This window comes from Sorangium sp. So ce693, assembly GCF_051521375.1.
Taxonomy (GTDB): Bacteria; Myxococcota_A; Polyangia; order Polyangiales; family Polyangiaceae; genus Sorangium; species Sorangium atrum.
In genome coordinates this window covers 7,505,657-7,531,917 of the sequence record NZ_CP150347.1, presented here as the reverse complement: position 1 = coordinate 7,531,917, position 26,261 = coordinate 7,505,657, and the positions used below count along the sequence as shown (strand labels likewise).

Annotated in this window: 18 protein-coding genes; 9 read left to right on the top strand and 9 right to left on the bottom strand. The window is 72.4% G+C overall.

Annotated features, from left to right (window positions below):
* Window positions 1-16 precede the first annotated feature (16 nt).
* On the bottom strand, window positions 17-1,369 hold the full coding sequence (argG, locus tag WMF14_RS28025) for an argininosuccinate synthase (protein WP_437790902.1): 1,353 nt from the start codon (window positions 1,367-1,369) through the stop codon (window positions 17-19).
* A 314-nt stretch (window positions 1,370-1,683) separates the two neighbouring features.
* On the opposite strand from argG, the gene WMF14_RS28020 reads away from it, so the two are divergent.
* Entirely contained in the window at window positions 1,684-2,511 is an 828-nt protein-coding gene (locus WMF14_RS28020; RefSeq protein WP_437790900.1) for a GNAT family N-acetyltransferase, read from the top strand.
* Between the two features lie 493 nt (window positions 2,512-3,004).
* Here the strand turns inward: WMF14_RS28020 and WMF14_RS28015 are convergent, their stop codons facing one another.
* The 3 genes from WMF14_RS28015 to WMF14_RS28005 form a co-directional block, all read right to left on the bottom strand.
* A complete protein-coding gene (locus WMF14_RS28015; RefSeq protein ID WP_437790898.1) occupies window positions 3,005-5,158 on the bottom strand; it encodes an anthranilate synthase component I in 2,154 nt (717 codons plus the stop codon).
* An 89-nt stretch (window positions 5,159-5,247) separates the two neighbouring features.
* Window positions 5,248-7,455, bottom strand: a complete 2,208-nt coding sequence (locus WMF14_RS28010) for a chorismate-binding protein (protein ID WP_437790897.1) — start codon at window positions 7,453-7,455, stop codon at window positions 5,248-5,250.
* Window positions 7,456-7,552: 97 nt separating this feature from the next.
* On the bottom strand, window positions 7,553-8,833 hold the full coding sequence (locus WMF14_RS28005; RefSeq protein WP_272093961.1) for an isochorismate synthase: 1,281 nt from the start codon (window positions 8,831-8,833) through the stop codon (window positions 7,553-7,555).
* Between the two features lie 743 nt (window positions 8,834-9,576).
* On the opposite strand from WMF14_RS28005, the gene WMF14_RS28000 reads away from it, so the two are divergent.
* The 3 genes from WMF14_RS28000 to WMF14_RS27990 all read left to right on the top strand — a co-directional run bounded on the left by WMF14_RS28000 (window position 9,577) and on the right by WMF14_RS27990 (window position 12,915).
* Window positions 9,577-10,980 carry an ABC transporter substrate-binding protein gene (locus tag WMF14_RS28000; protein WP_272093960.1) on the top strand — a complete coding sequence of 468 codons (1,404 nt, stop codon included), beginning with the start codon at window positions 9,577-9,579 and terminating at the stop codon, window positions 10,978-10,980.
* 122 nt (window positions 10,981-11,102) lie between these two features.
* Complete coding sequence (locus tag WMF14_RS27995; RefSeq protein WP_437790894.1) at window positions 11,103-12,035, top strand: carbohydrate ABC transporter permease; 933 nt, start codon at window positions 11,103-11,105, stop codon at window positions 12,033-12,035.
* 1 nt (window position 12,036) lies between these two features.
* On the top strand, window positions 12,037-12,915 hold the full coding sequence (locus tag WMF14_RS27990) for a carbohydrate ABC transporter permease (RefSeq protein ID WP_272093958.1): 879 nt from the start codon (window positions 12,037-12,039) through the stop codon (window positions 12,913-12,915).
* 24 nt (window positions 12,916-12,939) lie between these two features.
* Here the strand turns inward: WMF14_RS27990 and WMF14_RS27985 are convergent, their stop codons facing one another.
* The 3 genes from WMF14_RS27985 to WMF14_RS27975 are packed head-to-tail and all read right to left on the bottom strand — an operon-like array spanning window position 12,940 to window position 14,557.
* Window positions 12,940-13,476, bottom strand: a complete 537-nt coding sequence (locus WMF14_RS27985; protein WP_437790892.1) for a hypothetical protein — start codon at window positions 13,474-13,476, stop codon at window positions 12,940-12,942.
* The gene (locus WMF14_RS27980) at window positions 13,473-14,180 is read right to left on the bottom strand and encodes a DUF4166 domain-containing protein (protein ID WP_437790891.1); all 708 of its coding nucleotides are present in this window, start codon (window positions 14,178-14,180) and stop codon (window positions 13,473-13,475) included. Before WMF14_RS27980 ends, WMF14_RS27985 begins: the two co-directional genes overlap by 4 nt.
* Complete coding sequence (locus WMF14_RS27975) at window positions 14,180-14,557, bottom strand: hypothetical protein (protein WP_272093955.1); 378 nt, start codon at window positions 14,555-14,557, stop codon at window positions 14,180-14,182. Before WMF14_RS27975 ends, WMF14_RS27980 begins: the two co-directional genes overlap by 1 nt.
* Before the next feature lie 362 nt (window positions 14,558-14,919).
* Between WMF14_RS27975 and WMF14_RS27970 the strand changes: the two genes are divergently transcribed.
* Genes WMF14_RS27970 through WMF14_RS27960 form a run of 3 tightly spaced genes read left to right on the top strand, consistent with a single transcriptional unit; the run spans window position 14,920 to window position 17,887 of the window.
* Window positions 14,920-16,059 carry a hypothetical protein gene (locus WMF14_RS27970; RefSeq protein WP_437790889.1) on the top strand — a complete coding sequence of 380 codons (1,140 nt, stop codon included), beginning with the start codon at window positions 14,920-14,922 and terminating at the stop codon, window positions 16,057-16,059.
* Window positions 16,059-16,784 (top strand): RNA polymerase sigma factor, encoded by a 726-nt coding sequence (locus WMF14_RS27965; protein WP_437790888.1) that lies wholly within the window; start codon window positions 16,059-16,061, stop codon window positions 16,782-16,784. Before WMF14_RS27970 ends, WMF14_RS27965 begins: the two co-directional genes overlap by 1 nt.
* Window positions 16,781-17,887 (top strand): hypothetical protein, encoded by a 1,107-nt coding sequence (locus WMF14_RS27960; RefSeq protein WP_437790886.1) that lies wholly within the window; start codon window positions 16,781-16,783, stop codon window positions 17,885-17,887. Before WMF14_RS27965 ends, WMF14_RS27960 begins: the two co-directional genes overlap by 4 nt.
* Before the next feature lie 60 nt (window positions 17,888-17,947).
* Here the strand turns inward: WMF14_RS27960 and WMF14_RS27955 are convergent, their stop codons facing one another.
* Window positions 17,948-18,103: a hypothetical protein gene (locus WMF14_RS27955; RefSeq protein WP_437790884.1), complete on the bottom strand. Its 156-nt coding sequence runs from the start codon at window positions 18,101-18,103 to the stop codon at window positions 17,948-17,950.
* Window positions 18,104-18,325: 222 nt separating this feature from the next.
* Between WMF14_RS27955 and WMF14_RS27950 the strand changes: the two genes are divergently transcribed.
* Both WMF14_RS27950 and WMF14_RS27945 read left to right on the top strand, forming a co-directional pair.
* Complete coding sequence (locus WMF14_RS27950) at window positions 18,326-20,308, top strand: hypothetical protein (protein WP_437790882.1); 1,983 nt, start codon at window positions 18,326-18,328, stop codon at window positions 20,306-20,308.
* 314 nt (window positions 20,309-20,622) lie between these two features.
* Window positions 20,623-21,249 (top strand): hypothetical protein, encoded by a 627-nt coding sequence (locus WMF14_RS27945; RefSeq protein ID WP_437790881.1) that lies wholly within the window; start codon window positions 20,623-20,625, stop codon window positions 21,247-21,249.
* Between the two features lie 71 nt (window positions 21,250-21,320).
* Here WMF14_RS27945 and WMF14_RS27940 read toward each other — a convergent pair whose 3' ends face one another.
* Window positions 21,321-26,258, bottom strand: coding sequence for a translocation/assembly module TamB domain-containing protein (locus WMF14_RS27940; protein ID WP_437790879.1), 4,938 nt, complete (start codon window positions 26,256-26,258; stop codon window positions 21,321-21,323).
* Between the last annotated feature and the right edge of the window lie 3 nt (window positions 26,259-26,261).

The following is a 26,261-nucleotide window of genomic DNA, read 5'->3' as shown; positions in this document are numbered from 1 at the left end:
GGCCTCCGCCCCCGGCTCATTCCTTCGGCTTGTCGCCGCCGAGCAGCTCGCCGATGGCGGGGGCGCCGCCCGGGCCGAGGGCCTGCGTGCTCTCGATGAGGTGGATCAGGAACTGGCGGTTGTCCGTCACCGACAGGTTCTGGAGCTCGAGCGCGCCGATGCGGTCCTCGGGGGTGAAATAGGCCTCCTCGACCTTCTCCATCGAGAGCTTGTGCGGCGCATAGGCCATGTAGTCGGCGCGCGTATTGAGGATGTTGTAATCGTCGCCGCGGCGCAGCTCGAGCGTCACCTCGCCGGTCACGCCGGGGGCGATCCAGCGCGAGAGCGCGTCCTTCAGCATCATGGCCTCGGGGTCGTACCACTTGCCCTCGTAGAGCAGACGCCCGAGGCGCCGTCCCTGGGTGAAGTACACGTCGAGGGTGTTCTCGTTGTGAATGGCGGACAGGAGCCGCTCGTAGACAGCGTGGAGCAGGGCCATGCCCGGCGCCTCGTAGATGCCGCGGCTCTTCGCGTCGATCACCCGGTTCTCGATCTGGTCGCTCATGCCGAGGCCGTGGCGTCCGCCGATCCGGTTGCACTCGACGAACAGCTCGAACAGGGAGCCGAAGCGCTTGCCGTTGATCGTCGTCGGGACGCCGCGCTCGAACCCGAGCGTCACCGTCTCGGCCTCGATGGCGACCTCCGGCCGGAAGGAGGCGACGCCCATGATGGGCTGGACGATCTTGATCCCGGTGTTCAGGTGCTCGAGGTCCTTCGCCTCGTGCGTCGCGCCGAGCACGTTGGCGTCGGTGCTGTACGCCTTCTCCGTCCCCATGCGGTAGGGCAGCCCGTGGAGCTCGAGGTACTCGCTCATCTCCTTGCGCCCGCCGAGCTCTCCCACGAACCTCGGGTCGAGCCAGGGCTTGTAGATCTTGAGAGAGGGGTCGACGAAGATGCCATAGCGGTAGAACCGCTGGATGTCGTTGCCCTTGTGCGTGCTTCCGTCGCCGAAGACGTGGACGTCGTCGTCGCGCATCGCGCGGACGATCGCGGTCGTTGTCACCGCGCGGCCGAGCGGCGTGGTGTTGAAGTACTTCTTGCCGCCCGTCGAGAGGTGGAAGGCGCCGCACTGGATGGCGAGGATGCCCTCGCGGACGAGCGCCTCGCGACAGTCCACCAGCTTGGCGGAGACCGCGCCGTGCTGCAGGGCGATCGGCGGGATGTCGCCGGGGGAGTCCTCGTCCGGCTGCGCCAGATCGGCGGTGTACGCGTGCACCTTGAGCCCGTTGCGCGAGAGCCACGCCACCGCGCAGCGCGTGTCGAGACCGCCCGAGAACGCGATGCCGAGGTGGGTGCCCGGCGGGGGGAGTGAACGGAAGATCCTGCTCATGGCGGCGCAGCATAATCGCAACGCCCGCGAGCACGCGAGCGGAGATCGCGGGGCGGCGGAGGCGCGTGACGGTGCGTGCACGCGCGCGCCGTCAGGCATCTCCGCCATCTCCGCCCGCCCGCTCCGCCGGGACGGCGCGGCCGCGCGATGCGCGATGTCGGCCCGTCCGCCTGCCCCCGCGCGCGCCGGCTGGCGGACGGCGCCTCCGCCGGAAACGCGCTGGCCTGCACGAAACGGCGCAGACCGGGCCTCATCGGACTAGGATGGAGGACACCGTGCCACGCGAGCCCTGCTCGCCAACGAGGTGCAAGTCCATGCCGAAGCTGTCGTACGCCGAGATCGCCCGGATCGAGGAGCGCCGGCTGGCGGTCGGCACCGCCGCCGTTGTCGCTTGCGCGGAGCCCATCGGGGGCGGGTGGATGGCCTTCGATGGAGAGGGCTCCTGGGGCAACTTCGCTGTCGGGCTCGGGCTCGACGGGCCCGTCTCCGGCGAGGATCTCGATCGCCTCGTGCGGTTCTACGCGGCGCGCGGCGCGGAGCCGCAGATACAGGTCTGCCCCTTCGCGCACGGGTCGCTCGTGCGCGGCCTCGCCGATCGAGGGTTCGTGCTGCGCGAGTTCGAGAACGTGCTGGCGCGCGAGCTCGCGCCGGACGAGGACCTCCGCGCGCTGGTGCCGCGTGGTGGCCCCGAGGGGCTGGAGATCGTGCGCATCGATCCGGGCGACGAGGCGCAGGTCCGGGTGTTCATCGAGATCGCGACGAGCGGCTTCCGGCCTGACGACGCGCCGCTGTCGCCGGCGCTCTTCGAGATCACGCGCCGCCTGGTCGCGCACCCCGGATGCGACTCGTACCTGGCGCTCGTGAACGGCGAGCCCGCCGGCGGCGGCAGCGTGGAGATCCACGGCGAGGGCGCCGCGCTCTTCGGCGCCTCGGTGCTCCCCCGGTTCCGCGAGCGCGGCATCCAGCAGGCGCTCATCACCCGCCGCCTGGAGCGGGTGCGCGAGCAGGGTTGCCAGCTGGCGTGCATCAGCGCGAGCCCCGGTATCCCCACGGAGCGCAACGCGATGCGGCTCGGCTTCTTCATGGCGTACAGCAAGGGGATCTTCACGCGGCGGAGCGAGAGCCCAGAGTCGCCTGCCTGAGCCCTTCCCGGGCGCCCCGGGCCTCGCCGGCGGCGCACCTTTCAGGCGTGCAGCGCTGATCGTGCAGAATCGAAATGATCGCCCGGGACATCCATCCGAAATGCCCGACCATGACGGAAGTCCGCCATGGCACGCCTCATGCTGATATTCCGGTTCAGCGTCGCTGGCGTGGCCTCTCCCCCCCCCGAGGCCCCGGCGGCGCTTTTTCATTTTGTGGCCTGACGCGAATCGAACGGGCCCTCATCGCCTTTCGGAAGATCAGCAATCCTCCAGCCGGGAAGAGCGGACTCCCCTCAACGCCCGCTCCGAGCGAGGGAGTGCTCCCCGCCGCGCCGGTGGGCGTGGAGGGTCCGTTGGTTCATGAAGCAGACGTGAGGCCCTGAGCGAGGGAGCGCGCCGTTCCGCGCTTACGCGGTGCGGCCCATTCCCTCACCCGGGGCGGGGCAACCTCGATTTCGCCCCGGCGCCCCGCTTTACCTTTACCGCTCGACCGTCACCGCCCGCCGCTCCGCTGCAGCTCGGTCACGGCGTTCCTCACGAGCCGGAGCCCCACGTTGTCGTCCTGCGACAGGATCGACTCCGGATGGAACTGAACCGCCGCGAGCGGCAGCTCCGTGTGCTCGATCGCCATCACGACCCCATCCTCGGTCTCGGCCGTGACCTTCAGCGACGCAGGGAGCGCGTCGCGCAACGCGTAGAGCGAGTGGTAGCGCCCCGCGCGGAACTCGCGCGGCAGCCCCTCGAAGAGGCGCCCGCCGAGCACGCGCACGTTGGAGGCCTTGCCGTGCATCGGGTAGTCGAGGACGCCGAGCTTGCCGCCGAAGTGCTCGACCATGCCCTGCAGGCCGAGGCAGACGCCGAAGACGGGCAGCCGCCGCTCGAGCAGCGCCGCGAGCGTGCCCGAGAGATCGAAATCGCTCGGAGTGCCAGGGCCGGGCGAGAGCACCACGAGGTCGGGAGCGTAGGCGTCGAGCTCCTCGAGAGGGAAGCCGGCGCGGAGCGTCACCACCTCGGCGCCCGTCTGCCGGAGGTAGTTGGCCAGCGTGTGCACGAACGAGTCCTGGTGATCCACGAGGAGGACCTTGCGCGTGCCGCCAGGCACCGGGTGGATGGCCGCCGGAGGCGGCGTGGGGATGCCGCGCGGCCTCCGGATCGCGTCGAGGAGCGCCGACGCCTTCACCTGGGTCTCGCGCTCCTCCTCGTCGGGATCGGAGTCGAAGAGCAGCGTCGCGCCGACCCGGACCTGGGCCACGCCGTCCTTGACCCGGATCGTGCGCAGCGTGAGCCCCGTGTTCATGCTGCCGTCGAAGCCGACGATCCCGACCGCCGCCCCGTACCACGCGCGCGGCGAGCGCTCGTGATCCTCGATGAACTGCATGGCCCAGGCCTTCGGCGCCCCCGTGACCGTGACCGCCCACGTGTGCGCGAGGAACGCGTCGAGCGCGTCGTAGCCGTCGCGCAGGCGGCCCTCGATGTGATCGACCGTGTGGATCAGCCGCGAGTACATCTCGATCTGCCGGCGCCCGATCACCCGCACGCTCCCCGGCACGCAGATGCGGGACTTGTCGTTGCGATCGACGTCGGTGCACATGGTGAGCTCCGACTCGTCCTTCGCGGACGCGAGCAGGCGCGCGATCTGCGCGGCGTCGGCGAGCGGGTCGCTGCCGCGCGGGATCGTGCCCGAGATGGGGCAGGTCTCGACGCGATTGCCCTCGACGCGGACGTACATCTCCGGCGAGGCGCCGATGAGATACTCGGCGTTGCCGAGGTTCATCAAAAAGCCGTAGGGCGCCGGGTTGCGCTCCCGCAGGCGGTAAAACAGCTCCGTGGGCGCGACCGGGCACGGCTCGTGGAGCGTCTGTCCCGGCACGACCTCGAAGAGATCGCCCCGCTTGAAGGACTCGCGCGCCACCCGGACGAGCTCGGCGTACTCGCCCGGCGCGTACTCGTTCTGGGGCGCGCGGTCGGCGCCGACATAGGCGCGCGTCGCGCCCTCGCGCGGCAGCCCGTCGGTCGAGCGATCTCCGAATTTCAGCTCGTAGCGCGTGCGCGTCGCGCGCTCGCGGCGGTGGTCGACGGCGACGATCTCGTCGGGGAGGTAGAGGACGAGATCCCGCTGATCCGCCGGGCGCTCCAGGCGGAGCCGGATGGGCTCGAACTGGAAGGCGAGATCGTACGCGAACGCGCCGTAGAGCCCGAAGAGCGGGTCGCCCGGGACCCCGAAGAGCTCGATGAGCCGGCGCAGCACCGAGAAGATGGACGGCTGCCGGCTGCGCAGCTCCTCCGGCACCCGCTCGCCCGGCGGCCGGACCGCGCCGACCACCTCGTCGCTGCGCCGCTCGAGGGCCGCGACAGCGTCGAGATCCCGGAGGGCCTCGTCGATGGCCGGCAGCAGAACGCGCCCGCGCTCGTTCAGCGCGGTGAACCGGAAGTCGCGGCCCCGGGAGACGAGCACGAGCGGCGGATCGATGAAGCCGATGTCCCAGCGCGTGTACCGGCCCGGGACCTCGTAGCTGGACGCCAGGACCACGCCCAGGTGGCTGTCGAGCGCCTCGACGATGGGCTGGATGGCGCCGTCGACGGCGAGGTCCTCGACCGTCCGCCGCACCGCGACGCCTCTCCGCGTAATGTTGCTGTCTCGTTTCACGACCGCGTCTCCTTATGCGATGAGTATACGCGGTGCGGCATGCGCGCCGTACCAGCATCTTTGCCGCATGCACGTCTCCGTCGGGCGCGTTATCCGCGGTGCGCACTCGTCGCGCGCACTTCTTGCGCGGACGCCCGGCCACCGTCCGCGGCGCGCTCCGCGAGGTAGATGGCGCGGAGCAGGGGGAAGCTCTTGACGAGGACCTCCTCGTACTCGGCTTCCGCGCTGGACTCCGCGACCACCGCGCCGCCGCTGCCGAAGCTGAGCCCCCGGCCGTCGGCGACGAGGGTCCGTATGGCGATGTTCATGTCCATGGGGCCCTCGTAGGCGAGGTACCCGATCGAGCCCGTGTACACGCCCCGCGTGCGCCGCTCCAGGGCGTCGATGATCGAGATCGTCCGGTGCTTCGGCGCGCCGGTGATGGATCCGCCGGGGAAACACGCCTCGATCGCGTCGAGCGCGCCCTTCCCCTCGCGCAGCGCGCCCGTGACCACCGACGAGAGCTGGAGCAGGGTCGCGTGCTCGGTGATCCGCTGGAGCGCCTCGACGTCGATCGAGCCCATGGCGCAGACGCGGCTGAGGTCGTTGCGGACGAGGTCGGTGATCATGAGGAGCTCGGAGCGGTCCTTGTCGCTGGTCGCGAGATCGCGGCGCAGGGCGAGGGTCTCTTCCTCGGTGGCGCCCTTCGGCCGCGTCCCCTTGATGGGCTCGCTGCGCACCCGCCGCTCCCGGTCGACCGCGAGGAACCGCTCCGGCGAGGACGACAGCACCGCGCCCTCCGGCAGCTTGAGGAAGGCCGAGAACTGCGCGGGGTTCGTGCGGCGCAGGACGCGGTAGAGGGCGAACGGCTCCAGCGAGGTCGGCACGTGGAACTCGTTCGTGAGGCACACCTCGTACGTCTCGCCCTCGCGGATCTCGCGGAGGATGGCCTCGATGGCCTCGAGGTGCTCCCGGCGCGAGAGGCGCGGTGCGTGCGTGAGCCGGTCGGCGAAGCCCTCCGGGACAGGCGGCAGGAGCGGCTCCGAGAGCGCCGGGAGATCGTGCAGCCGCGCCGCGATCTCGTCCAGCCACGGTGCGGACGAGGGCGGCGCAGGCCTCGCAGGCTCGTCGCCGTCGATCGCGTCGATCGCGTCGATCGCGCACGCGTATACCGCGCGCTCGACGTGGTCGAAGGCAAGGATCCGCCGCGCGATCATCATCGCGCTGTCCGGGAGCGCGCGGCGCGGGTGGGCGGACGCGCCGAAGCCGAGGTGCTCCTTCAGCTCGTAGCCGAGGTAGCCCACGAGGCCCCCCGTGAAGTGGAAGGGCAGGCCGCTGGGATCGAGCGACACCGACGCCAGCTCCCGCCGGAGCGCGGCGAACGGGCTCCCCTCGGACGTGGTCGAGGTAAGGGCGTCTCCGGGGCCGCCGGCGCTCCACCGCGTCACGGCGGCGCCGCGGCTCTCGATGGCCTCGGTCGCGCTCCCCATGAACGAGAAGCGCCCGTCACGGCCTGTCGCGCTCGAGTCGAGCCAGAACGCGTAAGGGGCCGCGGCGAAGAGCCCGGCGAAGGCCCGCTCGGGATCGACCCACGGGAGCCGGAGGTGACGCACGCGCCCGCGTCGCCGCGCGCCCGCCGGCGCGCCCGGCGCGCAGCCGCCCAGCGCGCCTGCGGAGAGGCCCGGCGCGCGTGCGCTCCGGTGGAGCGCCGCGCGCCTCCGGTCGCGCGGCGTGTTCAGGGCGATATCTCTGAAATTGCGGATGATCCTCCTGCCGTGCTCGGTGCCGATCGACTCGGGGTGAAACTGCACGCCGTAGAACGGCCGGTCCTTGATCTTGAGGGCCATGATGAGCCCGTCGCCGCGCGTCCGCGCGGTCACCTGGATCTCCGCCGGCAGCCCGCCGTCACCGACGATGAGCGAGTGGTAGCGCACCGCCTGGAACGGGCTGGGCACGCCCTCGAAGAGCCCGGCGCCGTCGTGCTCGATCTCGACGATCTTGCCGTGCATGACCCGCGGGGCGTGCTGGACGCGCCCGCCGAAGCGCGCGGCGAGCCCCTGGTGGCCAAGGCAGACGCCGAGGATCGGCGTCCCGGCGAGCGCCTCGATCACCTCGGCGCAGACGCCGAAATCGGCCCGGCGCTCCGGGCGGCCGGGGCCGGGCGAGATGACGATGCCGTCGAGCTCCAGGCCCTCGATCTCGGCGAGCGAGAGGCTGTCGTTCCTGACGATGATCGGCTCCTCGCCGTTCGCCTCCCAGAGGTACTGCCCGAGGATGTGGGTGTACGAGTCGTAGTTGTCGATGAGGAGTGTCTTCACGGCGAAGCTCGCCTTGGGGCCCGCATCGAGGCCGTCAACGCGGGCGAGCCGGCGCGGATCCCGGCTCGGGTGAGGCGCGCCGGCGGCGGGCGCGGCATCAGGGGCGGATGATGGCCGCGAGCATGGCCTGGAGCTTGAGCTGCGTCTCGACCAGCTCGGCGTCCGGGCTCGAGCCCGCGACGACCCCGACGCCCGCGACCATCCGCGCGCGCGCGCCGTCGACGGTGGCGCTGCGGATGCCGATGAACCAGTCGCCGTCGCCGCGGGCGTCGACCCAGCCCACGAGCCCCGCGTAGAGCCCGCGCCGGATGCCCTCGTGCGCGCCCAGCCAGGCCTCCGCCGCCTCGCGCGGCGTGCCGCACACGGCGGGCGTCGGGTGCAGCCGCGCGGCGAGCGTGAGGGCGTCCGGCGCCGCCTCCGCGAGCTGGCCGTGGATCGGGGTGCCGAGGTGCATCACGTTGCGGAGGCTCAGGATCGACGGCTCGCTGGGGACCTCGAGCGACGCGCACTCCGGCGCGAGCGCGGCGGCCACGGCGTCGACAACGAAGCGGTGCTCGCGCTGGTCCTTGGCCGAGCGCCGCAGGACCTCGGCGAACCGGCGGTCGGCGTCGACGTCGGCGGAGACCGCGTAGGTGCCGGCGAGGGGGTGCGAGGAGACGGCGCGCCCGCGCCGCGAGAGCAGGAGCTCGGGGCTCGCGCCGAGGAAGCCGTCGACGTGGAAGATCGCGCACGAGGGGTAGAGCGCGGTCAGGCGGCGCAGGACCTCCTCGACGACGATGGGGCGGTTCGCCTCGACGTCGACAGCGCGCGCCAGCACGACCTTGGAGAGGGCCCCCTGCTGGATGTCGGCCACCGCGCGCGCGACGCGCCCGCACCACTCCTCGTGGGGGAGCGCCGAGCGGAGCGTGAAGCTGTCGGGCGAGCGCCGGTGGCCCTCGGCTCGCTCCAGGTGCGGCGCGGGGGCGGCGCCCTCGCCGATCGTGGTGACCCACGCGGTCCCGTCGGAAGCCGCGCCGACGATCTGGGCCGGCACGACGAGCGCGGCCGGCTCCGTCCGGTCGAACGGCAGGGCGCCGAGCGCCACCGGGCCGCAACCCGGGCGGCCAACGGCGTCGGCGGCCTCGATCGAGGCGAGCGCCTCCTTGATCCACGCCACGCCGCCCTCGATGCCCTGCGGCAGCTCCAGGCGGGCGGCGACCCCGTGCGCGACCAGCTGGGTGCCGGGGTGCAGCCAGACGCGCGCGCCGTCTCCCATGAGCGACGAGACGCCGCCGGGCAGCTTGGCGAGCGTGTCGGCGTCGAGCCGGAAGGTGCGGGCGACGAGCCGCGCCGCCTGGCGGGGGGCGTCGGCCGAGGAGGAGAACGTCAGGGGAGTCATGCACCGCCGTGCGCAGGCCGGTTCGGGCTCGTCCTGCTCGGCAGGACCAGCCTGGAGCCAGCAGGCCACGAGCCCGCGGCACCGTGCCGGATCGCGAGCGCCGGCCACGCAGCATCGGCTCTACCGCCTCCGGAAAGGCTCCGCAAGCGCAAAGCAGCCCACGTTCTGGGCGCGGGCGACGCGCGTTCTGCCGCTGAAATCGCGCTTCGAGGCGAGGTGGCGGCGTCGGCGCGCGAGCGCGCACGCATTGCGCGCGTTGTCTCCTCGCGCTGCAGGCGCATCGCGTTTCCGTGCGCTGCAGGCGTATCGCGTTTCCTCACCTCATCTCGCCGCCAGCGCGCGTCGTGTCCCCGCGCGGCGCATCTCCCTTCGCGCCACGCGCCTTCTCCACGCGTCGTGTGCGGCGCGCGGCGCGCTGTCTGCTGTGCTGCGCTCGCTGCCCGCGATCGGCGAGCAGCGAGCAGCAAGCAGCGAGCAGCGAGCAGCGAGCAGCGAGCAGCGAGCAGCGAGCAGAGCAGTGCCGAGCAGCGCGCGCTCCGTCCCGTCTGTGATCGACGGCTCTTTCCTGGGTTTTTTACCCATGGAGAGGCGGCGCGAACCCTTGCCCCCGAGCGCGCATCTGGTCGATGCTGCCCCGGGCGCTCGCCCTTCGCGGCGCGCGCGTGAGCGGCACGTCTCGATAGCTCTGCCGGCGACCGGGAATGTGGAAATTCTCCAGAACAGAGCTCAGAAAGGATCCTGCGATGGACCCCACTCGGCAGCATGATCGCCGCGCATGGCGAACCGCAGCGCTGTTCCTCTTCGTCGTCGGGCTGTGCGCCTGCCGTGGAGACAAGAGCCCGCCTGCCCGCGAGAACCGCCCTGGCGCCGCTGCCACGACGGCGGCCGCGGTGTCGGAGGCGCCGGGCGAGAAGGCGATCAAGGCGCAACCCCCCGCCGTGCCGAACGCCGCCGAGGCGAAGCGATACGCCGGCAGCAAGCTCAAGTATTACAGCGAGCCGGTGGGCGTGGGCGCCGAGCTCGACAGGGTGATGATCCAGCAGTTCCAGAAGGACACCGGCATCGAGGTGACGATCATCCCCCGTCCCAAGGACGCGACCGAGACCTACTCCGTCTACCAGCGCCTCTTCCAGGCGCAGTCCGGGGACATCGACGTCATGATGCTGGACGTCATCTGGCCCGGCGCCTTCGCGCCGAACCTCGTCGATCTGAGCGAGAAGCTCGGCGAGGCGGCGAAGCAGCACATCGAGAGCATCGTCCAGAACAACACGGTCGACGGCAAGCTCGTGGCGATGCCGTGGTTCACCGACTTCGGGCTGCTCTACTACCGCACCGATCTCCTGGAGAAGTACGGGTATCAGAAGCCGCCGGAGACGTGGGACGAGCTGGAGCAGATGGCGAAGAAGATCCAGGACGGCGAGCGGGCGGCGAGCCCGAACTTCCTCGGCTTCGTCTGGCAGGGCAAGGCCTACGAGGGGCTGACCTGCAACGCGCTGGAGTGGATCGCGTCCCACGGCGGCGGCGCGATCATCCAGGAGGGCAAGATCACCGTGAACAATCCGGAAGCCCAGAAGGCGCTCGCGCGCGCCAGGGGCTGGGTGGGCTCGATCTCCTCCGCCGGCGTGACGAGCTACGAGGAGGAGGACGCGCGCAACGCGTTCCAGGGCGGCAACGCCGCCTTCATGCGCAACTGGCCTTATGCCTACGCGGCGGGTAACGCCGAGCGGTCGCCGATCAAGGGCAAGTTCGCGGCGGGCCCGCTGCCGCACGAGCCCGGACAGAAGAGCGCGGGCACCATCGGCGGATGGCAGCTCGCGGTGTCGAAGTTCTCGCCGAACAAGGACGCGGCGATCGAGCTCGTCCGCTACATGACGAGCCCCGAGGCGCAGCGGTTCCGCGCGACCTCGGGCTCCTTCCTGCCGACGATCCGATCGGTGCAGCAGGACCCCGAGGTGGTGAAGTCGCTGCCCTTCCTGGCGAGCGCGAAGGACATCGCGCTCGTGCCGCGCCCCTCGAACAGCACCGGCGCCCGGTACAACGAGGCGTCGATCGCCTTCTTCCAGGGGGTGAGCCAGGTCCTGCAGGGCAAGGATCCGAAGGAGGCGCTCGGGCAGGTGGAGCAGCGGCTCACGCGCGCGCTTCGCTGACGCCGCACGCCGCGCGCCGCACGCCGCCCTCGCGCGCCTCGCCCAGCGTTGGCGAGGCGCGCTGCGCGCGGCGCGGTCCACGAGATCTCCCGGCCAGACCACCTCGCGAGAACGGACATCCCATGAGCATGCCGGCGAACCCAGCGGCCACGAGCGCGGCGGCCCCTCCAGACCACCCATCGCTCGACGCGCGGCGACAGCGGCGCGCCTGGCTGTTCCTCCTGCCGACGCTCGCGGTCGTCGCGTTCATCGCCCTCTACCCGCTCGCCCAGACGTTCTACCTGAGCTTCACGAACGCGCGCCTCGGCACCGGGGAGCCGGCGAGCATCATCGGCGCGCAGAACTACGTCGATCTCGTGCAGGACAGCTACTTCCTCGACGCGGTCCTCCTCACGGTCCTCTTCACGGTCGTCACCGTGCTCGGCGAGCTCGCCCTCGGGCTCGGCGTCGCGCTCGTCGTCAACTCCCGCTTCAAGGGCCGCTCGGCGGTGCGCGCGGCCATGCTCATCCCCTGGGCCATACCGACCGTCATCTCGGCCCAGATGTGGAAGTGGATGTACAACGACGTCTACGGCGTCTTCAACGACCTGCTCGTCAACCAGCTCGGCGTGCTGGACCGCAACATCGCCTTCGTCGCCGATCCTGCGGTGTCGTTCTGGGCCGTGGCGCTCATCGACGTCTGGAAGACGACGCCTTTCATGGCGCTCCTCCTCCTCGCCGGGCTGCAGCTCATCCCGCACGATCTCTACGAGGCCGCGCGGGTTGACGGCGCGACGGCGCTCCAGCAGTTCACCCGGATCACGCTGCCGCTCCTCAGGCCCTCGATGCTGGTCGCGCTCATCTTCCGCACGCTCGACGCGCTCCGGGTGTTCGACGTCTTCTTCGTCATGTTCGGCAACCGGCCGGACATGCAGACCATGGCCACCTACGCCCAGCAGACCCTCGTCAGCGTCTCGAACATCGGCTACGGCTCGGCGATCTCCGTCGCGCTCTTCCTCATCATCGCGGTGTTCATCATGATCTATCTCGCGGTGTTCCGCGCCGAGGAGGCGTGAGATGAGCGGCGCTCCGCGAAGGGCAGCGCGGCGACGCTCGCCGGGACAGGGCGCCTTGCGGGCCCTGTTCTACGTGCTCGTCGCCGCGGTGCTCGTGTTCACCGTCTTCCCGTTCGTCTGGGCGTTCGTCTCCTCCATCAAGCCCGACGACGAGCTCTTCACGACCCCGGTCCGCTACTGGCCCGGCCGCGCGACGCTCGACAACTACCGCCTCGTGCTGGCGAACGGCGAGTTCCAGACGGCGCTCCTGAACAGCGTGATCGTCGCCGTCTCGGTCACCGCGGTGTCGCTCGCCGTGGGCTCGCTGGCCGCCTACGCGCTGGGGAGGTTCCGCTTCCGCGGGCGCAGCCTCGTGCTGTACGTGGTCCTGGGGATGACCATCTTTCCGCAGATCGCCGTCCTCGGCGCGCTGTTCGAGATGATCAACTTCTTCAAGCTGTACAACCAGCTCACCGCGCTGATCCTGACATACCTGATCTTCACGCTCCCCTTCACGGTGTGGGTGCTCACCGGCTTCATGAAGGCGATCCCGCGCGAGATCGAGGAGGCGGCCTATGTCGACGGCGCGACGCACTGGCAGGTGTTCACCCGGGTCATGCTGCCGCTCGCGGTCCCCGGGATGGCGACGACGGGCATCCTCGCCTTCATCGCCGCCTGGAACGAGTTCCTGTTCGCGCTGTCCTTCACCCAGACGCCGGACAAGCGCACCGTGACCTACGCGATCCAGGCGTTCTCGACGACGAGCAGCGGGCTCTACGAGATCCCCTGGGGGCAGACCATGGCGGCCTCCATCGTCGTGACCGTGCCGCTCGTGGTGCTGACGCTGGTCTTCCAGCGGCGCATCCTCGCGGGGCTCACGGCGGGCGCGGTGAAGGGCTGAAGGCGCGCTGGCGCGGTCAGCGGCTCAGGCGCGCCCCCAGGGGAAGCGGAGCCAGCGAGGCCCGTAGGCGGCGCCGAGGTCGCGCAGCCCCGAGAGCAGCACGCCGGCGGCCATGAGCGGCAGGATCACGCGGAGCGAGAGCGGCGCGTCCCAGCGGGAAAAGCCCGTGGGGTCATGCGCCCAGCGCCAGATCTCGGGGACGAGGTGGGCGAGCGCGCCGCCGTAAATGATGCCCATCACGGCGTGCATCACCCGCTCTCCCGGGTACACGCCGCCGAGCGGCCTCCGGACCGTGTCCTCGACGACGAAATCGCGGAGCGTAATCGCGATCTCCGCGAGGAGCAGCGCCGCGAGCGCCCACGCGGCGAGCCCCTCCCAGCGCACGAACGGCAAGGAGGCGAAGAGCGCCGCGTACAGGAGATCGCGCGCGCCGTGAAGGACGAGCTCGGGCGCGGTGCCCGGCACGCCGCCGGGCAGGCGCGCCCGCCACTCGTGGTAATAGAGCGTGTCGAAGGCGCCGAGCGCGCCCTGCACGGCGAGGAGCACGAGCGCCGTGATCATGCGCGGGGCTCCGGCGCGCGGGGCTCCGGCGCTGACAGCGCGGTCGACGCCGGCGTGGACGCGCCGGCGCGAGCAGGGGGCGCCTCGCCGCCCGCATCGTAGACCACGCGCCCCTCGTACGCGACGAGCAGCCCGGCGACCGGCGCGAAGATCCGCACGTCGACGTGGACCTCGTCCCGGAGCGGCCCGGCCCGCCCCTCGACCCGCGGGGCGAGCCACCGGGGCAGCGGGAGCCCGAGGCGGCGGAGCCCGAGCGTCGACCGGACCTGCTCGAACACGAGCGCTCCGCCCTCGGCGCGGAGCCGGAACCAGCACTGGACGAGGCCGAGCCCCTCCACCAGCAGATCACCCGAGCGCCACTGCGAGGAGAAGAGCGGGCGTGCCCCGAAGGTGCGGAGCCACCGCTCCCCGTCGCCCGCCGGCTCGACGGCGAGCGTCACGGCCACGTCCTCGGCCGCCTGCGGCATGCGCAGGAGGCCGGCGACCAGGCGCGCCGCGAGCCCCCGGCCGCGCCGCACGCGGAAGCGGCCGCGAGCGCGCGCGCCGCCCGCGTGGAGACGCTGGACCGGCGGCGCGAGCGCAGCCCACGCGGCGCCGAGGAGGGCGGGGTAGAGAGCAGCCGCCGGAACACCCCGCGCCGCGCCAGAGCAGGGCGCGCGAGCTCCCGTGGGTCGACTGTCCGGCTCCCCGGCGGAGCCGGGCATCAGGCGTCCTCTGGCAGCATCTCTCGCGGCATCGCAGGGCTCCTCGGGGCGACGGCCGCGTCGGCGAGATCGCGGATCTTGACGATGATCGCGTCGTCGGCGTCGCTCCGCGCCTCCTCGCAGTACGACCGGATCTGCCACAGCAGCTTGCGGGTGCGCCGCAGCTCGAAGACGAGCCATCGGGTCTCCGGCTTCACCTCGTGGGGGTGGCGCTCCAGCTCGACCTCGATCTCGCGGATGCGCTCCTCGATCTGCTCTCCGGTCGGAAGGATGCGGCCGTTCCCTTGGCAGTCCTTGCAAAGATAGGGGCCGGAGTCCGTGTTGATCTCGCCTTCGCCATAACAGCTCGCACACGTCACCAGCTCGTAGGAGTTCATGCGGCGCACTCTATCCGATCCTGCGCCGTGCTCGCGACCGGCGTCGCCGTCGTTGCGTCGGTCGCGCGTCGCGCCACAGGCGGCGTCGTGCTCTCCGGCACGGCAGGCGGTGACGCCTCCGGCATGGAACGCGCGCCGTCGCGACCGGCGTCGCCCGAAGGCGCCGGGGGTCCGGTCGTCCGGCGCTCTCGCCCTCGCAGCGATTTCGCCCAAGCCCACGGAGCTCTGCGCGTCCTAATTCCGCTTGCGCCGTTCCTTGCGGTAATGGGAGGCATCCTGTGACCTGCCCTCATCCCTCGCGTCGGGGCGCGCTTTGCGTCCTGACCGTGTGCGCCTTTTCCCTTGTTTGGCCGAGCGTCGTCGTGGCCGCCCCGCTCCCGCGGCTCGCGGTCCAGCGGGCGCCCTCTGCGGCCGACTGCCCGGATGCGCCCTCGCTCGCCATCGCGGTCGAACGCGTGATGGAGAGGCGGGCTCTCGACCCCGTGAGCACCTCGGGCGCTCCCGCTGGCGCCGGCGTTCCTCCCGGTGAGGCGCCCGCGAACGCGGGTGGCGCCCTTCCCGGCGATACGCCTGCGAACGCGGGTGGCGTTCCTCCCGGTGACGCGCCTGCGAACGCGGGTGGCGTTCCTCCCGGCGATACGCCTGCGAACGCGGGCGGCGCCCTCGCGAGCGCGGACGGGGCGGCCGAGCTCGAGGTCCGCTTTCTCCGTGATGGCGCCACCTACACCGCCGTCCTTCAGGCAGGTGGTCGCACCCGGCAGCTCTCGTCCGAGGTAGGGGCGTCCTGCGGCGAGCTCGTCGAGGCGGTGGCGCTGACCATCGCCATCCTGCTCGACAGCGATCCGCCCGCGCCGGCTCCTGTCGCGCCTGCGCCCGCGCCGGCCCCTGTCGCGCCCGCGGCGGCTCCTGTTCCTGTCGTGCCCGCGCCGCCGCGTCCTCCGCCACGGGCGGCGCGCGAGGACGTCTCGATGGAGCTCGGCGCCGCGCAGACCGTGGGCATGCTGGATCCCTTCCGGGCGGCCGCGATGGCCGATGTCTCCCTGCGGCGCCGCGCGTGGTCCGCAGGCGTCGGCGCTGTGTGGCTGCCTCCCCAGGACACCGAGCTCGCGCCGGGCGTCGTCTCCCTCGGGCTCGTCGCCGCCACGGCGCGCGGCTGCGCGACGATCGCCGGCGGCCTCGACGGCCTCCGGCTCTCGGCCTGCGCGGCGGCGGTGCTCGGCGCCGTCTACGGCTCAGGCAAGGGGTTCGTCCCGGATCGCGAGGCCTCCGCGCCCTGGTTCGCCCTCGGCGGCTCGGCCGTCGCGGAAGGAACCCTCCTCGGCTCCAGCGCGCTGGGCTGGTCCGCGCGCGCGACGCTCCTCGCGCCGGTCGCGCGGGCGCGCTTCACGGTCGAGCGCCGCGCGGGCGGCGAGGCCGGCACGCCCCTGACGCAGGACGTGGCGCTCGACCCCTCCCCGGTGGGGCTGCTCGTCGGCCTGAGCGCCCGCGTGTCGATTTTCTGATGGCGAACCACGGGACCCACCACGGAGGCGATGGGCATGGCGAGAAGCGGCAGGACAGGATGACCTTCGGAGAGGTCTATGCGCAGCACTTCCGGTTCGTGTGGCGCTCGCTGCGACGCCTTGGCGTGCCCGAGAGCGACGTCGCCGACGCGGTCCAGGACGTGTTCCTGGTCGTCCATCGGCGGTTGTCCGAATTCGAGGGTCGGTCGAAGATTACGACCTGGCTCTACAGCATCTGCTTTCACGCCGCCCGTGACCGGCGCAAGCTCGCGCATCTGAGGCGGCGCGCTCACGACGACGAGCCGCTGCTCGACTGCGCCGATGACCGGGCCGACGTCGGCGCGGAGGCGGAGCGGCGGCAGGCGATCACGCTGCTCGAGGCGATCCTCGACGAGCTGCCGCTCGAGCAGCGCGCCGTGTTCACGCTCTTCGAGCTCGACGGCATGGGCGGCGAGGAGGTCGCCGAGCTGCTGGACGTCCCGCTGGGGACCGTCTACTCGCGCCTCCGCCTCGCCCGCGATGCGTTTCGCCGCGCCGTCGCGCGCCTGAAGGCGCGCGACGAGTTCCACGTGGGCGGGGCCCGGGTCACCACGCGGTCGCAGCCCGTATTGAAGGCGGCGGCCGCCGAGCGCGCGCCGGCGCCCGAGGGGCATCCCTCGGTCGTCCTTCCGCTGTCGGAGGTGGAGCGGCAACCCGTCTGGAAGCGCGCGGGAGGGGAGCGATGAGCGATCCGGTGCGCTGGCTCGACGCCGAGGCGAACGCGCTCGAGATGGAGCGCGAGCTCCTGCGCGCAGCTCCCTCGGCGGACCCGCCCGACGGGGCGCAGGAGCGGGTGTGGGCCGCGATGGCCGCGCAGATCGGCCTCGCCGGAGCCGCCGCGCTCGGAGGGGCTCAAGGCGCCGCGGGAGGGGCGCTCCCGGCGAGCGCGGGCGGCGCGGCGAGCGCGGCCACGGGCGCTGGCGAGATCGCCGCGGCGGTGTCCGCGGGCAAGGTGGTGTCCGCTGCGGCGGGCGCCGGCGCTTCCGGCGCTGCGGCCACCGGCGGCGTGGCCGCAGCGGCGGGCGCTGCGGGTATCGTGCAGGCGATGCTGTTCGGCGCCGCCTGCGGGGGCCTGATTGTCGCCGGCTATGTCGTCGTGGCCCCGTCGAGCGAGGCGCCGCCGGCTCGGATCGTCGAGGCCGCAGAGGTCGTCGCGGCGCCGGCATCCGGGCCAGTTTCTCCGCCGGAGGGGCGTGGGCCTGCTGCCGCGCAGGCCGAGCCGCCGCCTGTCGAGCCGCCGCGGCCTGTCGAGCTGGCGCCGCCTGCCGAGCCGCCGCCGCATGTCGAGGCGCCGCTGCGATCGAGGCCGCTTCCGCCGGCCGAGGCACCACTGCCGGACAGGTCACCCGCGCGGACCGGCCCCCGCGCGGCCGCGACGCCCGCGAGCCCGGGCGCGTCGCTATCGGAGCGCGCCGCGAGCGCGTCGCCCGCGGCCGGGGCGGACGTCCTCGCAGCGGCGCCCGTGCCGGAGGCGACGGGCGCTGCGGTCGGCGCGGAGAGCGCGTCCAGCCCGGCGCTGCGGGAGAGCCGGCTGCGCGAGGAGCTGACGCTCCTCGGCGACGCGCGCGCGGCGCTCCGGCGCGGCGATGCCGCCGGCGCGCTGAGGATCGCAGAGCAGGCGCGGCTCCGCTTCCCCGGCGGCGCGCTGGCGCAGGAGCGCGAGGCGCTCACCATCGAGGCGCTCTGGCAGAGCGGCGATCGCGCGTCGGCCGCGCAGCGCGCGTCGGCGTTCCTCCTCGCCTATCCGTCGAGCCCGCACGTACCCCGTCTCCGCTCCTTCACCCCCTAGCGCGGGGCAGGGTGAGGGATAGGCGTTAGCCAAGCGTCGCATTCTCCTACATTCGAACGTTTACGTGGTCGTAATCGTGGTCGTGGTCGTGGTCGTGGTCGTCAACGATAGGCCGTGAACGACCACGACCACGACCACGTTCACGTTCACGTTCACGTTCACGTAAACGTTCACGTTCACGTTCACGTTCACGTTCACATTCACGTAAACGTTCATGTTCACGTTCACGTTGGTGGCCGAGGGGGGAGCGGGCAGGCTTCGTGCTGTGAGCGTGACCGAACGAGCTTGGTTAACGCCCATGGGCGGTGGGAAGGGGGCTGTCCGCGTCGTTTTGGGGCCAGGTGGTTTTTTTGAAATGGGAAGCGGGGCGGGCGTCCCTTCACGTTCGGTCACTGCCGGTGTTGGACGGCGCGTCACGGCACCGCGCAAGGAGGAATTATGTCTTCGAGGCTATCAAGAGCGCTGTCTCCCTTTCTCGTCCTGAGCGCCGTCTCGCTCGTTGCATGTAAAGTCGATGTCTCCCTCGGCGGACCCGGCACCAGCTCCACCACCAGCACGGGGATCGGCGGCAGCGACGGTACCGGCGGCAGCGATGGTACCGGGGTGGGCGGGGGCGACTCCGGCACGGGCACGGGCGGCTGGGTTCCGCCGCAGTTCACGCCGGACAAGGTCGATCTGCTCTTCGTGGTCGACAACTCCGGCTCCATGTCGGACAAGCAGGAACTGATGCGCCTGGTGCTCGCCGACTTCGTCGACGGCATGACCAACCCGTTCTGCGTCGATCCGACGGGCGCTGCTCCCCCCTTCCAGCCCCCGAGCGGGTTGAGCGCATGCCCCGCCGGCACCTTGCGCGTGCGCACCCCGGTGCAGGACATGCACATCGGCGTCATCAGCAGCAGCCTCGGCGGCCACGGGTCGGCCGCCTGTCAGGGGGCAACGTCCGCTTCGAACGTCGACATGGCCCACCTCCTCGCGCGCTCCAATGAGGCGTCGAACGAGAACGACCTGCCGACCTACCAGGACAAGGGCTTCCTCGTGTGGGACCCGACCGGAAGCCACGTCCCCGCGGGAGACTCCGATCCGGTGGCGCTCGCCGGGAAGCTCAGCGACATCGTGCAAGGGGTCGGGCAAGCCGGGTGCGGCTTCGAGGCGCCGCTGGAGAGCTTCTATCGCTTCCTCGTCGATCCCGAGCCGTATGCGACGATCGGCGTGTCGTCGCCGAGCGAGGACATTGCAGTGACGGGGCTCGACACGACGCTCCTGGCGCAGCGGAAGGCGTTCCTCCGGCCGGACTCGCTCCTGCTCATCGTGATGCTCTCCGACGAGAACGACTGCTCGATCAAGGAGGAAGGCAAGAACTACCTCGTCGCCGAGACGGGAGCGGGCTTCAGGTTGTGGCGGCCGCGGAGCGAGTGCGCGACCGACCCGAACCATCCGTGCTGCACGTCCTGCGCACAGCAGCAGGACGGTTGCCCCGCGGATCCGGCCTGCACCGGCCCCGATGGCAACCCCGCCAGGCTCACCGCGGCGGAAGACCCGGTGAACCTCCGGTGCTGGGACCAGAAGCGCCGCTTCGGGATCGACTTCCTCTACCCGATCGAGCGGTACACCCGGGCGCTCACGGAGCGCATGGTGGTATCGAGGAGCGGAGAGCTCGTGCCAAACCCGATCTTCTCGGATCTGGACCCGAGCGATGACAACACCCGGACCCGAGGGCCGCAGCACGTCGTGTTCACCGGCATCGTCGGCGTGCCTTGGCAGGACCTCGCGCGCCAGAATGCGCTCGGCGACCCCGATCTCCGGGGCGGCCTGAACCAGCTCGGCCAGTCGGTCGGCGGGCTCAAGAGCGCCGCCGAGCTCCTCGACCCGCCGTACGCCACGACGTTCAGCAGCACGTGGGATGTCTTCCTCGGCGATCCAGCGAACCACGTCGTGGCCGGGGATCCGTTCATGATCGAGTCGACGGCGCCCCGCTCGGGCATGAACCCGATCACCGGTTCCCCGACCATCCACCCGAGCTCCGCGGGCTGGAACCCGATCAACGGCCGCGAATATACGATCCCAGCGGGCAGCGTTGGAGATCTCCAGTACGCCTGCATCTTCCCCCTCGCCGAGGAGCGCGTCTGCGAAGGCATGGCCCAGTCGTGCGATTGCAGGGCGGTCGCCGGCATGAACGTCGACAGCCCGCTGTGCAAGCCCGAAGGCACGAACGACCCCGCGGATCCCGGGGCGCGGTCCACGACGCAGGACCACGCCAAGGCCTACCCCGGCCTCCGCGAGCTGCAGCTGATCCGGAGCCTCGGGGAGCGCGGGGTCGCAGGCTCGATCTGCCCGGCGCAGCTGGCCGACCCCTCAGCGCCCGACTACGGCTATCGGCCGGTCATGAACGCCGTGCTCGACCGGCTCTCCACCGCCCTCTGACGCCCTCTGACGCGTCGACGCCCCCCCATCGACGCGGCCCGCCCAGGGGCGGCGCGCGGAATGCATAGAATGCATACGAATGCATACGAATGCATACGAATGCATACGCCGCCCCTGGGCTCGTGGAGGAGACGACCTCCACCCGCGCCCGCAGATCCTCCCGTCAAGCCGTTGGCACAACCGCGACACAGCAAGACACCGCGATCGCGGTGCCCGCGACGAGGATCGCGCGCTCCGCCCGAATTGCGTCCGCCCCCCGTGGCACCGAAGGTGCTTCAATGCGGCGTTCGGACAAACGCAACGCGGAGGTTCTGATGCGCCACAAAGGGCTGGCTCTCTTGCTGATCGTGATCGGGCTCGTGGGCTGCGGCAGGAACGACGGCGACACCGGTGAATCGGTGGATCCGTCCGAATCAGAAACGTGCGGCGGGTTCCTCGGGACCAGCTGTCCCGACGGGCTCGCCTGCGTCGACGATCCGAGCGACGACTGCGACCCCGAGCACGGCGGGGCGGACTGCCCCGGCGTGTGCGTCGAGGACCCGCCGACGACGATGTGCGGGGGATTCGCGGGTTTCCCGTGCCCCGACGGGCTCGAGTGCGTCGACGATCCGAGCGACGACTGCGACCCGAAGCATGGCGGGGCGGACTGCGGCGGCATCTGCGTGGAGCCGACGCCCAAGCCGCCGTTTTGCGGGGGGTTCGCGGGGTTCGAGTGCCCCGAGGGGCTCGAGTGCATCGACGATCCGAGCGACGACTGCGACCCGAAGCGCGGCGGGGCGGACTGCGGCGGCATCTGCGTGGTGCCCGAGCCCCGGCCTCCCGCGTGCGGCGGCATCACGGCGCGCCAGTGCCCCAAGGGGCTCACCTGCATCGACGATCCGGGCGACGACTGCAGCCCGCCGATCGGCGCAGACTGCGGCGGCATCTGCGTCGCGCGCTGAGCCGGCGCGCAGCCGCTGCCGAAGGGGATGCGCCGTCCTGACGAGCGGGCGCGCCCGGCGCGCGACGGCGCTCAGTAACGGTGCTTCCAGAGCAGGTCGAGGCTCGTCGCCGGGTTCGCGCCGGTGGCCATCGCCGCCCGCACGGACCAGTCCCGGCGGAAGCGCCACTCGAGGCTCACCTCGGTGCGCGCCTGCGCGCCGGTGTTGCCGCCCCCGGACCCTGGCCCCTGTCCTTGCCCCGTCGGCCCCGCCTCGTAGCTCGCGCTCGCCGTCACCTGCTGCCCGAGCTGGTAGCCAACGGTCGTCTTCAGCGCGCCTTCTTCGGTCGTGCCCAGCTTCGTCTCGAAGTTCCGGAGCGGACCGATGCTCTGGAGGATCATGTTGAGCTGCGCGGACGCGAGCCCCGTCCCCACGCTGGCCGCGACCCCGCCGGCGGCGCTGCCGCTGCCCGACGCGGGCTGCCCGGCGGACGTGCCGCCCGCCAGCGTCCCCTCCGCGAACTCCCTGCCGAGCAGGAGCTCGGCGATCACCTCGTTCTCCGGGCGCGGCGGCTCCGAACGGAAGGTGATCTTGTCCTCGGTGATCGGGTTGAGCTGCCCCACATAGTCGATGAAGATGCGCGTCCCCTCCGGCGTGTCGTGGTACGCCCTCACGTTCAGGAAGGGATTCGACGGATCCCCCTGCAGGGCGACCACGCCAGGCTCGATCTCGAACTCCTTGCCGAGCACCTCGAGCCTGCCCGACACGATGTTCACGTTGCCCCGGATCTCGGTCTCTCCCGCGACCTTGATGCGGAGCGGGTGCGCCCGATCCCCCGACAGCGAGGCCTGCACCATGTCGCCCTCGACGCCGATCCTGCCCAGGTGGACCTCCATGGCGATCGGCGTGCCGCCCGCGCTCTCCTTCGCCTGCTCCGGCGGCTCGGCCGGCGCTCGCCGCGCCTCGTACTCCTTCTGGCTGAGCGGCGCCGACGTCGTGATGTCCGCGTTCTCGCCGAGCGGCTGCACGCTCCGCCCGATCGTGGGCGGCAGCGTCAGATCGAGCGAGGGCACGTCGACGCGGACGGCGATCTCCTCGGCCCGCTTCTCCGCCGCGAGCTCCACCCGGCCGCGCACCTCGCCCATCGGGACGCCCTCCAGCGCGATCGGGAGGGCCCGGCCCCTCGGGATGGAGAGCTCGGCGCGGGCGTTCCGGAACGCGAACCCTTCCATCTGGAGGGTCGCGTTCCCGCGGACCTGGCCGTTGCCTGCGTCGGCGCGGAGGTCGTCGATGCGGAGCTCGCCGGAGGGGCTCGCGGCGACGCGGAACGAGGCGTTCTCGAACGGCTGGCCGATCGTGGCCACCTGGACGACGCCGCCCTCGAGGCGCATCTCGCCGGAGAAGCCCGCCTGCGCGCCGAGCCCGAGCCGCACCTCGCCGTCGAGCGTGCCGTCGAGCCGGTTCACCGAGCCCTGCACGAACGGCTCCAGCGCCCTCAGGCGGAAGCGATCGACCGCGAGCGACACCGAGGCGTTCCGATCGTCGGTGAGCGTCGGGATCGCGTTCGCGTCCCACACCATGGGCGCCTGGGCCTTGGCCTCGAGCCGGCCGCCGTCGCGCCCCGCGAGCCGCACGCTGGCCACGGCCGCGGTGCGCCCTGCGCCGCCCGGCGGCGCGATGTCGAGCGACGCCTCGGCGGTCTCGTACCGCGCGTCGGGGCCGAGCGTGAGGCCCGGGAACTGAAGGTGCGCCCTGACCTCGGGCGCGGCCTCGAACAGCCCGCGCACGGAGATCTCGCCGCGCGCCTCGCCGCCGATCTGCATGTCGGCGAGGACGGGGACCTCCGCGAGCGGCAGATCCGCGATCTTCGCCTCGAGGCTGCCGTTGCTGAAGCGCCGAGCGGAAGGGGCCCCGCCGAGGAAGGCGGCGGCGTCCGCGCCCAGCTTCGCCTTCGCCGTCAGGTAGGTGATCGGCCCGCGGAACGCGTAGGCGTCGAGCGCGGCGTCGCGCCCGTCATAGACCAGCAGCGTGTCGACCCGGAGCTTGCCGAGGAGCGAGGGGCCGGTCGTGCCGCTCACGTTCGCGGCCGTCGCGCGGGCCACGACCCGGGGCTCGGCGAGCTTGCCCGCGAAGTACACGTCGAGCCCCGCGGAGCCGGAGAGCACCGGCGTCCGCTTCCCGAAGGCGGCCAGCTCGGTGAGATCGTTGAGCCGCCGGCGCGGCACGCGCAGGTGCGCCGCGATCGCCGTCCGCGGGAGCGCCGCGGCCGGATCGGCGAGGAGCGCCGGCAGATCCGCGTCGAGCGCGGCCGAGAGCTCCGCCACGAGCTGGCGATCGAACACCGACAGCGTGACGTGGGCGTCGCCGGTCTTCGCGTCGAGATCCCCCGCGAGCCGCGCGTCGAGCTTCCTCGACACCCACGCCGGCGCGCCCGTCTGCTCGTCGATCGGCCCCGCCGCGCGCAGGCCCTCCGTGCGGACAAGGAGGTCCCGCACCGACGGGAGCCGCTCTCCCGCCTCGCGCGCGACCGCGAGGCGCGCGGTGAGCCGGCCCGCGAGCTCGCTCAGCGCGAGCGGGACCGGCGACGCCTGCGCCAGGCACCCGAGCTGCCACGCGTCGGCGTCCATGCGGGCCGAGCCGGTGACGGTCTGCCAGGTGCGCGCCGAGAGCAGCGGCCCGCGCAGCCTCGCCGCGCTCCCGTCGACCAGCACGCGCGCGATGGCGCCGTGGCATACCGGCGGGGGCGGCGGCCTCTGCTGCGGCGCCGTGTCGAAGGCCGTGGTCCACGCCTCGTCGGGCGTCGCGCCCGGGCGCTGGGCCTCCCGCGCCTGCGCCGGCGGCGGCTCGGGCGGCGCGAGCAGCCGGACCAGGCCGTCCGCCTTCAGCGCCTCCCCGTCGAGGCGCGCCGTCACGTTCATCGAGAGCCGCGGCGCCACGCCCGGGACCGAGCCGTCCTCGAGCTCGATCTGGACGCGCCCCGCGCGGCGCGCCCCCCGGCCGTGCACCGACACGTCGAGGTTGGCGAGGCCTCCTATGCCGAGCGGCGCCCCGGTGATGTCGGCGATGCGCGCGAGGTCGAGCGCGGTGCCGCGGAGGTCGCCCTCGATCTCGTCCCCGGCGAGCGAGAGGCTCCCCTCGAGCTCCCCCACGCCGTCGCCGCGCAGCGCGAGCCCGCGGAGGGCGATCCCGCGGTCCCACGCGACGCGGGCGGCCTGCGCGGTCACCTCGTCCTCCCCGCGCGCCACCTCCACGCGGAGCTGCCGCGCCTCGCTCCGCGGCAGATCGAGGTGGGCCGAGGCCATGATCCGGCGCTCCGCGCTGGCCAGCGACACGCGGACGTGCGGCGCCGTGACGGGCCCCGCGGCGCTCGCCGCCACGCTGCGGAACGCGTACTGCTGGGCGCGTAGGTCCGCTCCGCGGAACGCGCCGCCGATCGTGAGCTTGTCGAGGGGCCCCGTGGCCTTGGCCCGGACCTCGCCGCGCCCGAGCTGCAGATCGGACCCGACGCGGAGCCCGGCGACGCGCACGGTCGCCTTGGCGTCGAGCGCGTCGTCCCGGAGCGCGCCCTCGACGTGGAGCGCGGCGCTGCCGTGGATGCCGCGCGGGACGCGCTGCACCGCGCTGAGCGACGGGATCTCGCTCTGCGCCTCGAACTGGAGCACGCCCTCCTTCGAGCGGGCGACGCTCGCCTCGATGGGCGCGCCGGGCTCGTGGATCGTCGCCGCGGCCCGCAGCGCGCCGCGCTCGAGGGTCGCGCGCGCTTCTGTCGCCGGCACGCGCTGTCCCGCGACGAGGAACGGCTCCGTCCTGGCCTCGGCGATGATGCGCGGCCCGCCCTCCTCGTCGAGGTGGATCTCCCCTCGGGCCTCCGCGCTCACCCGCGCGGCGGGCGCCGTCCCGACGAAGGCGCGCGGGTCGAGCTCGGCGATCCGCACCTCGGCCGTGATGCGCTTCGGATCGAGCGCGTCCAGCCGGGCGTGGGCGGTGACCTCACCGGTCACGGCGTCGCCTGCGACGAGCGGATCGAGGACGGCGACGTGCGCCGTGACGGCCAGGTCCGAGAGCGCTCCGTCGGCCGTCACCCGCACCGAGAGCGGCCGGGCGAGCGGCGCGCTCGGATCGATCGCGAGGGCTGCCTCGGGCGTCACGCGCGCGGACGAGACCCGCGCCGTGAGGCGCTCGTCCTTCAGGGTCCCCTCGGCCGTGAGCGGGATCGCCCCGACGCTCCCTTCGAGCTTCGCGGTGAGCTCCATCGGCGCGTCCGCGGGCACGCTGACGCTCCCGGAGATGCTCGTCGCCTCGACCGGGACCGGCAACAGGCGCCGCTCGGTGATGCGCACGCGCTCGAGCGCGTACCGGCTCCGGTCCGCGACGACGACGCCGCCGGCGAGGTCCTCGATCGTCGCGTCGATGGGGCTCCCTGGCGCGACGGTGCCGTGGACCGCCGCGCGATCGAGCACGACGCGCGACAGCTCGAGGCGGAGCGGCCGCGCAGGCTCGGCGGGCGGCTCCTCCGGCGGCTCCGACGGCGTCGGCGTGAACGCCTCGGCCAGGGTGAGCGCGCCTTGCTCGTCCTGCTCGAGCAGCACGTCCGCGTCCGCCACCCGGACGAGCGGGATCGTGACGGCGAGGTCGCCGTCGCCGAGGAGGAGCTCCGTCGCGATCGACAGCGCGTTGAAGTCCGCGTGGACGCCGCTGACGCGCAGGAGCTCGGTTCCGTTCGGGTGGCTCACCGTCACCCTGGAGACGTCGGCGGTGAAGAGGCCGAGGCGGTCGATGTGCTCGATCTCGATCCGTCCCTCGAGGCTGGATCGCAGGGTGTCGTTGATGAGCTGCCTTGTCAGGTTGCGGGTCGACGAGGCGTTCAGGTGAACGACCGCGCCGACCGCCACCGCCGTGACAAAGACGGCGCCCAGGCCGATCACGCTGGCTGACACCGCGGCCGCGCGGGCCAGCGCCCGGCGGAAGCGGCCTTGACGACGCGGGGCGCCGGCGCCGGGCGCGGGAGGGAGGGCGGGAGTCTCTGGCATATC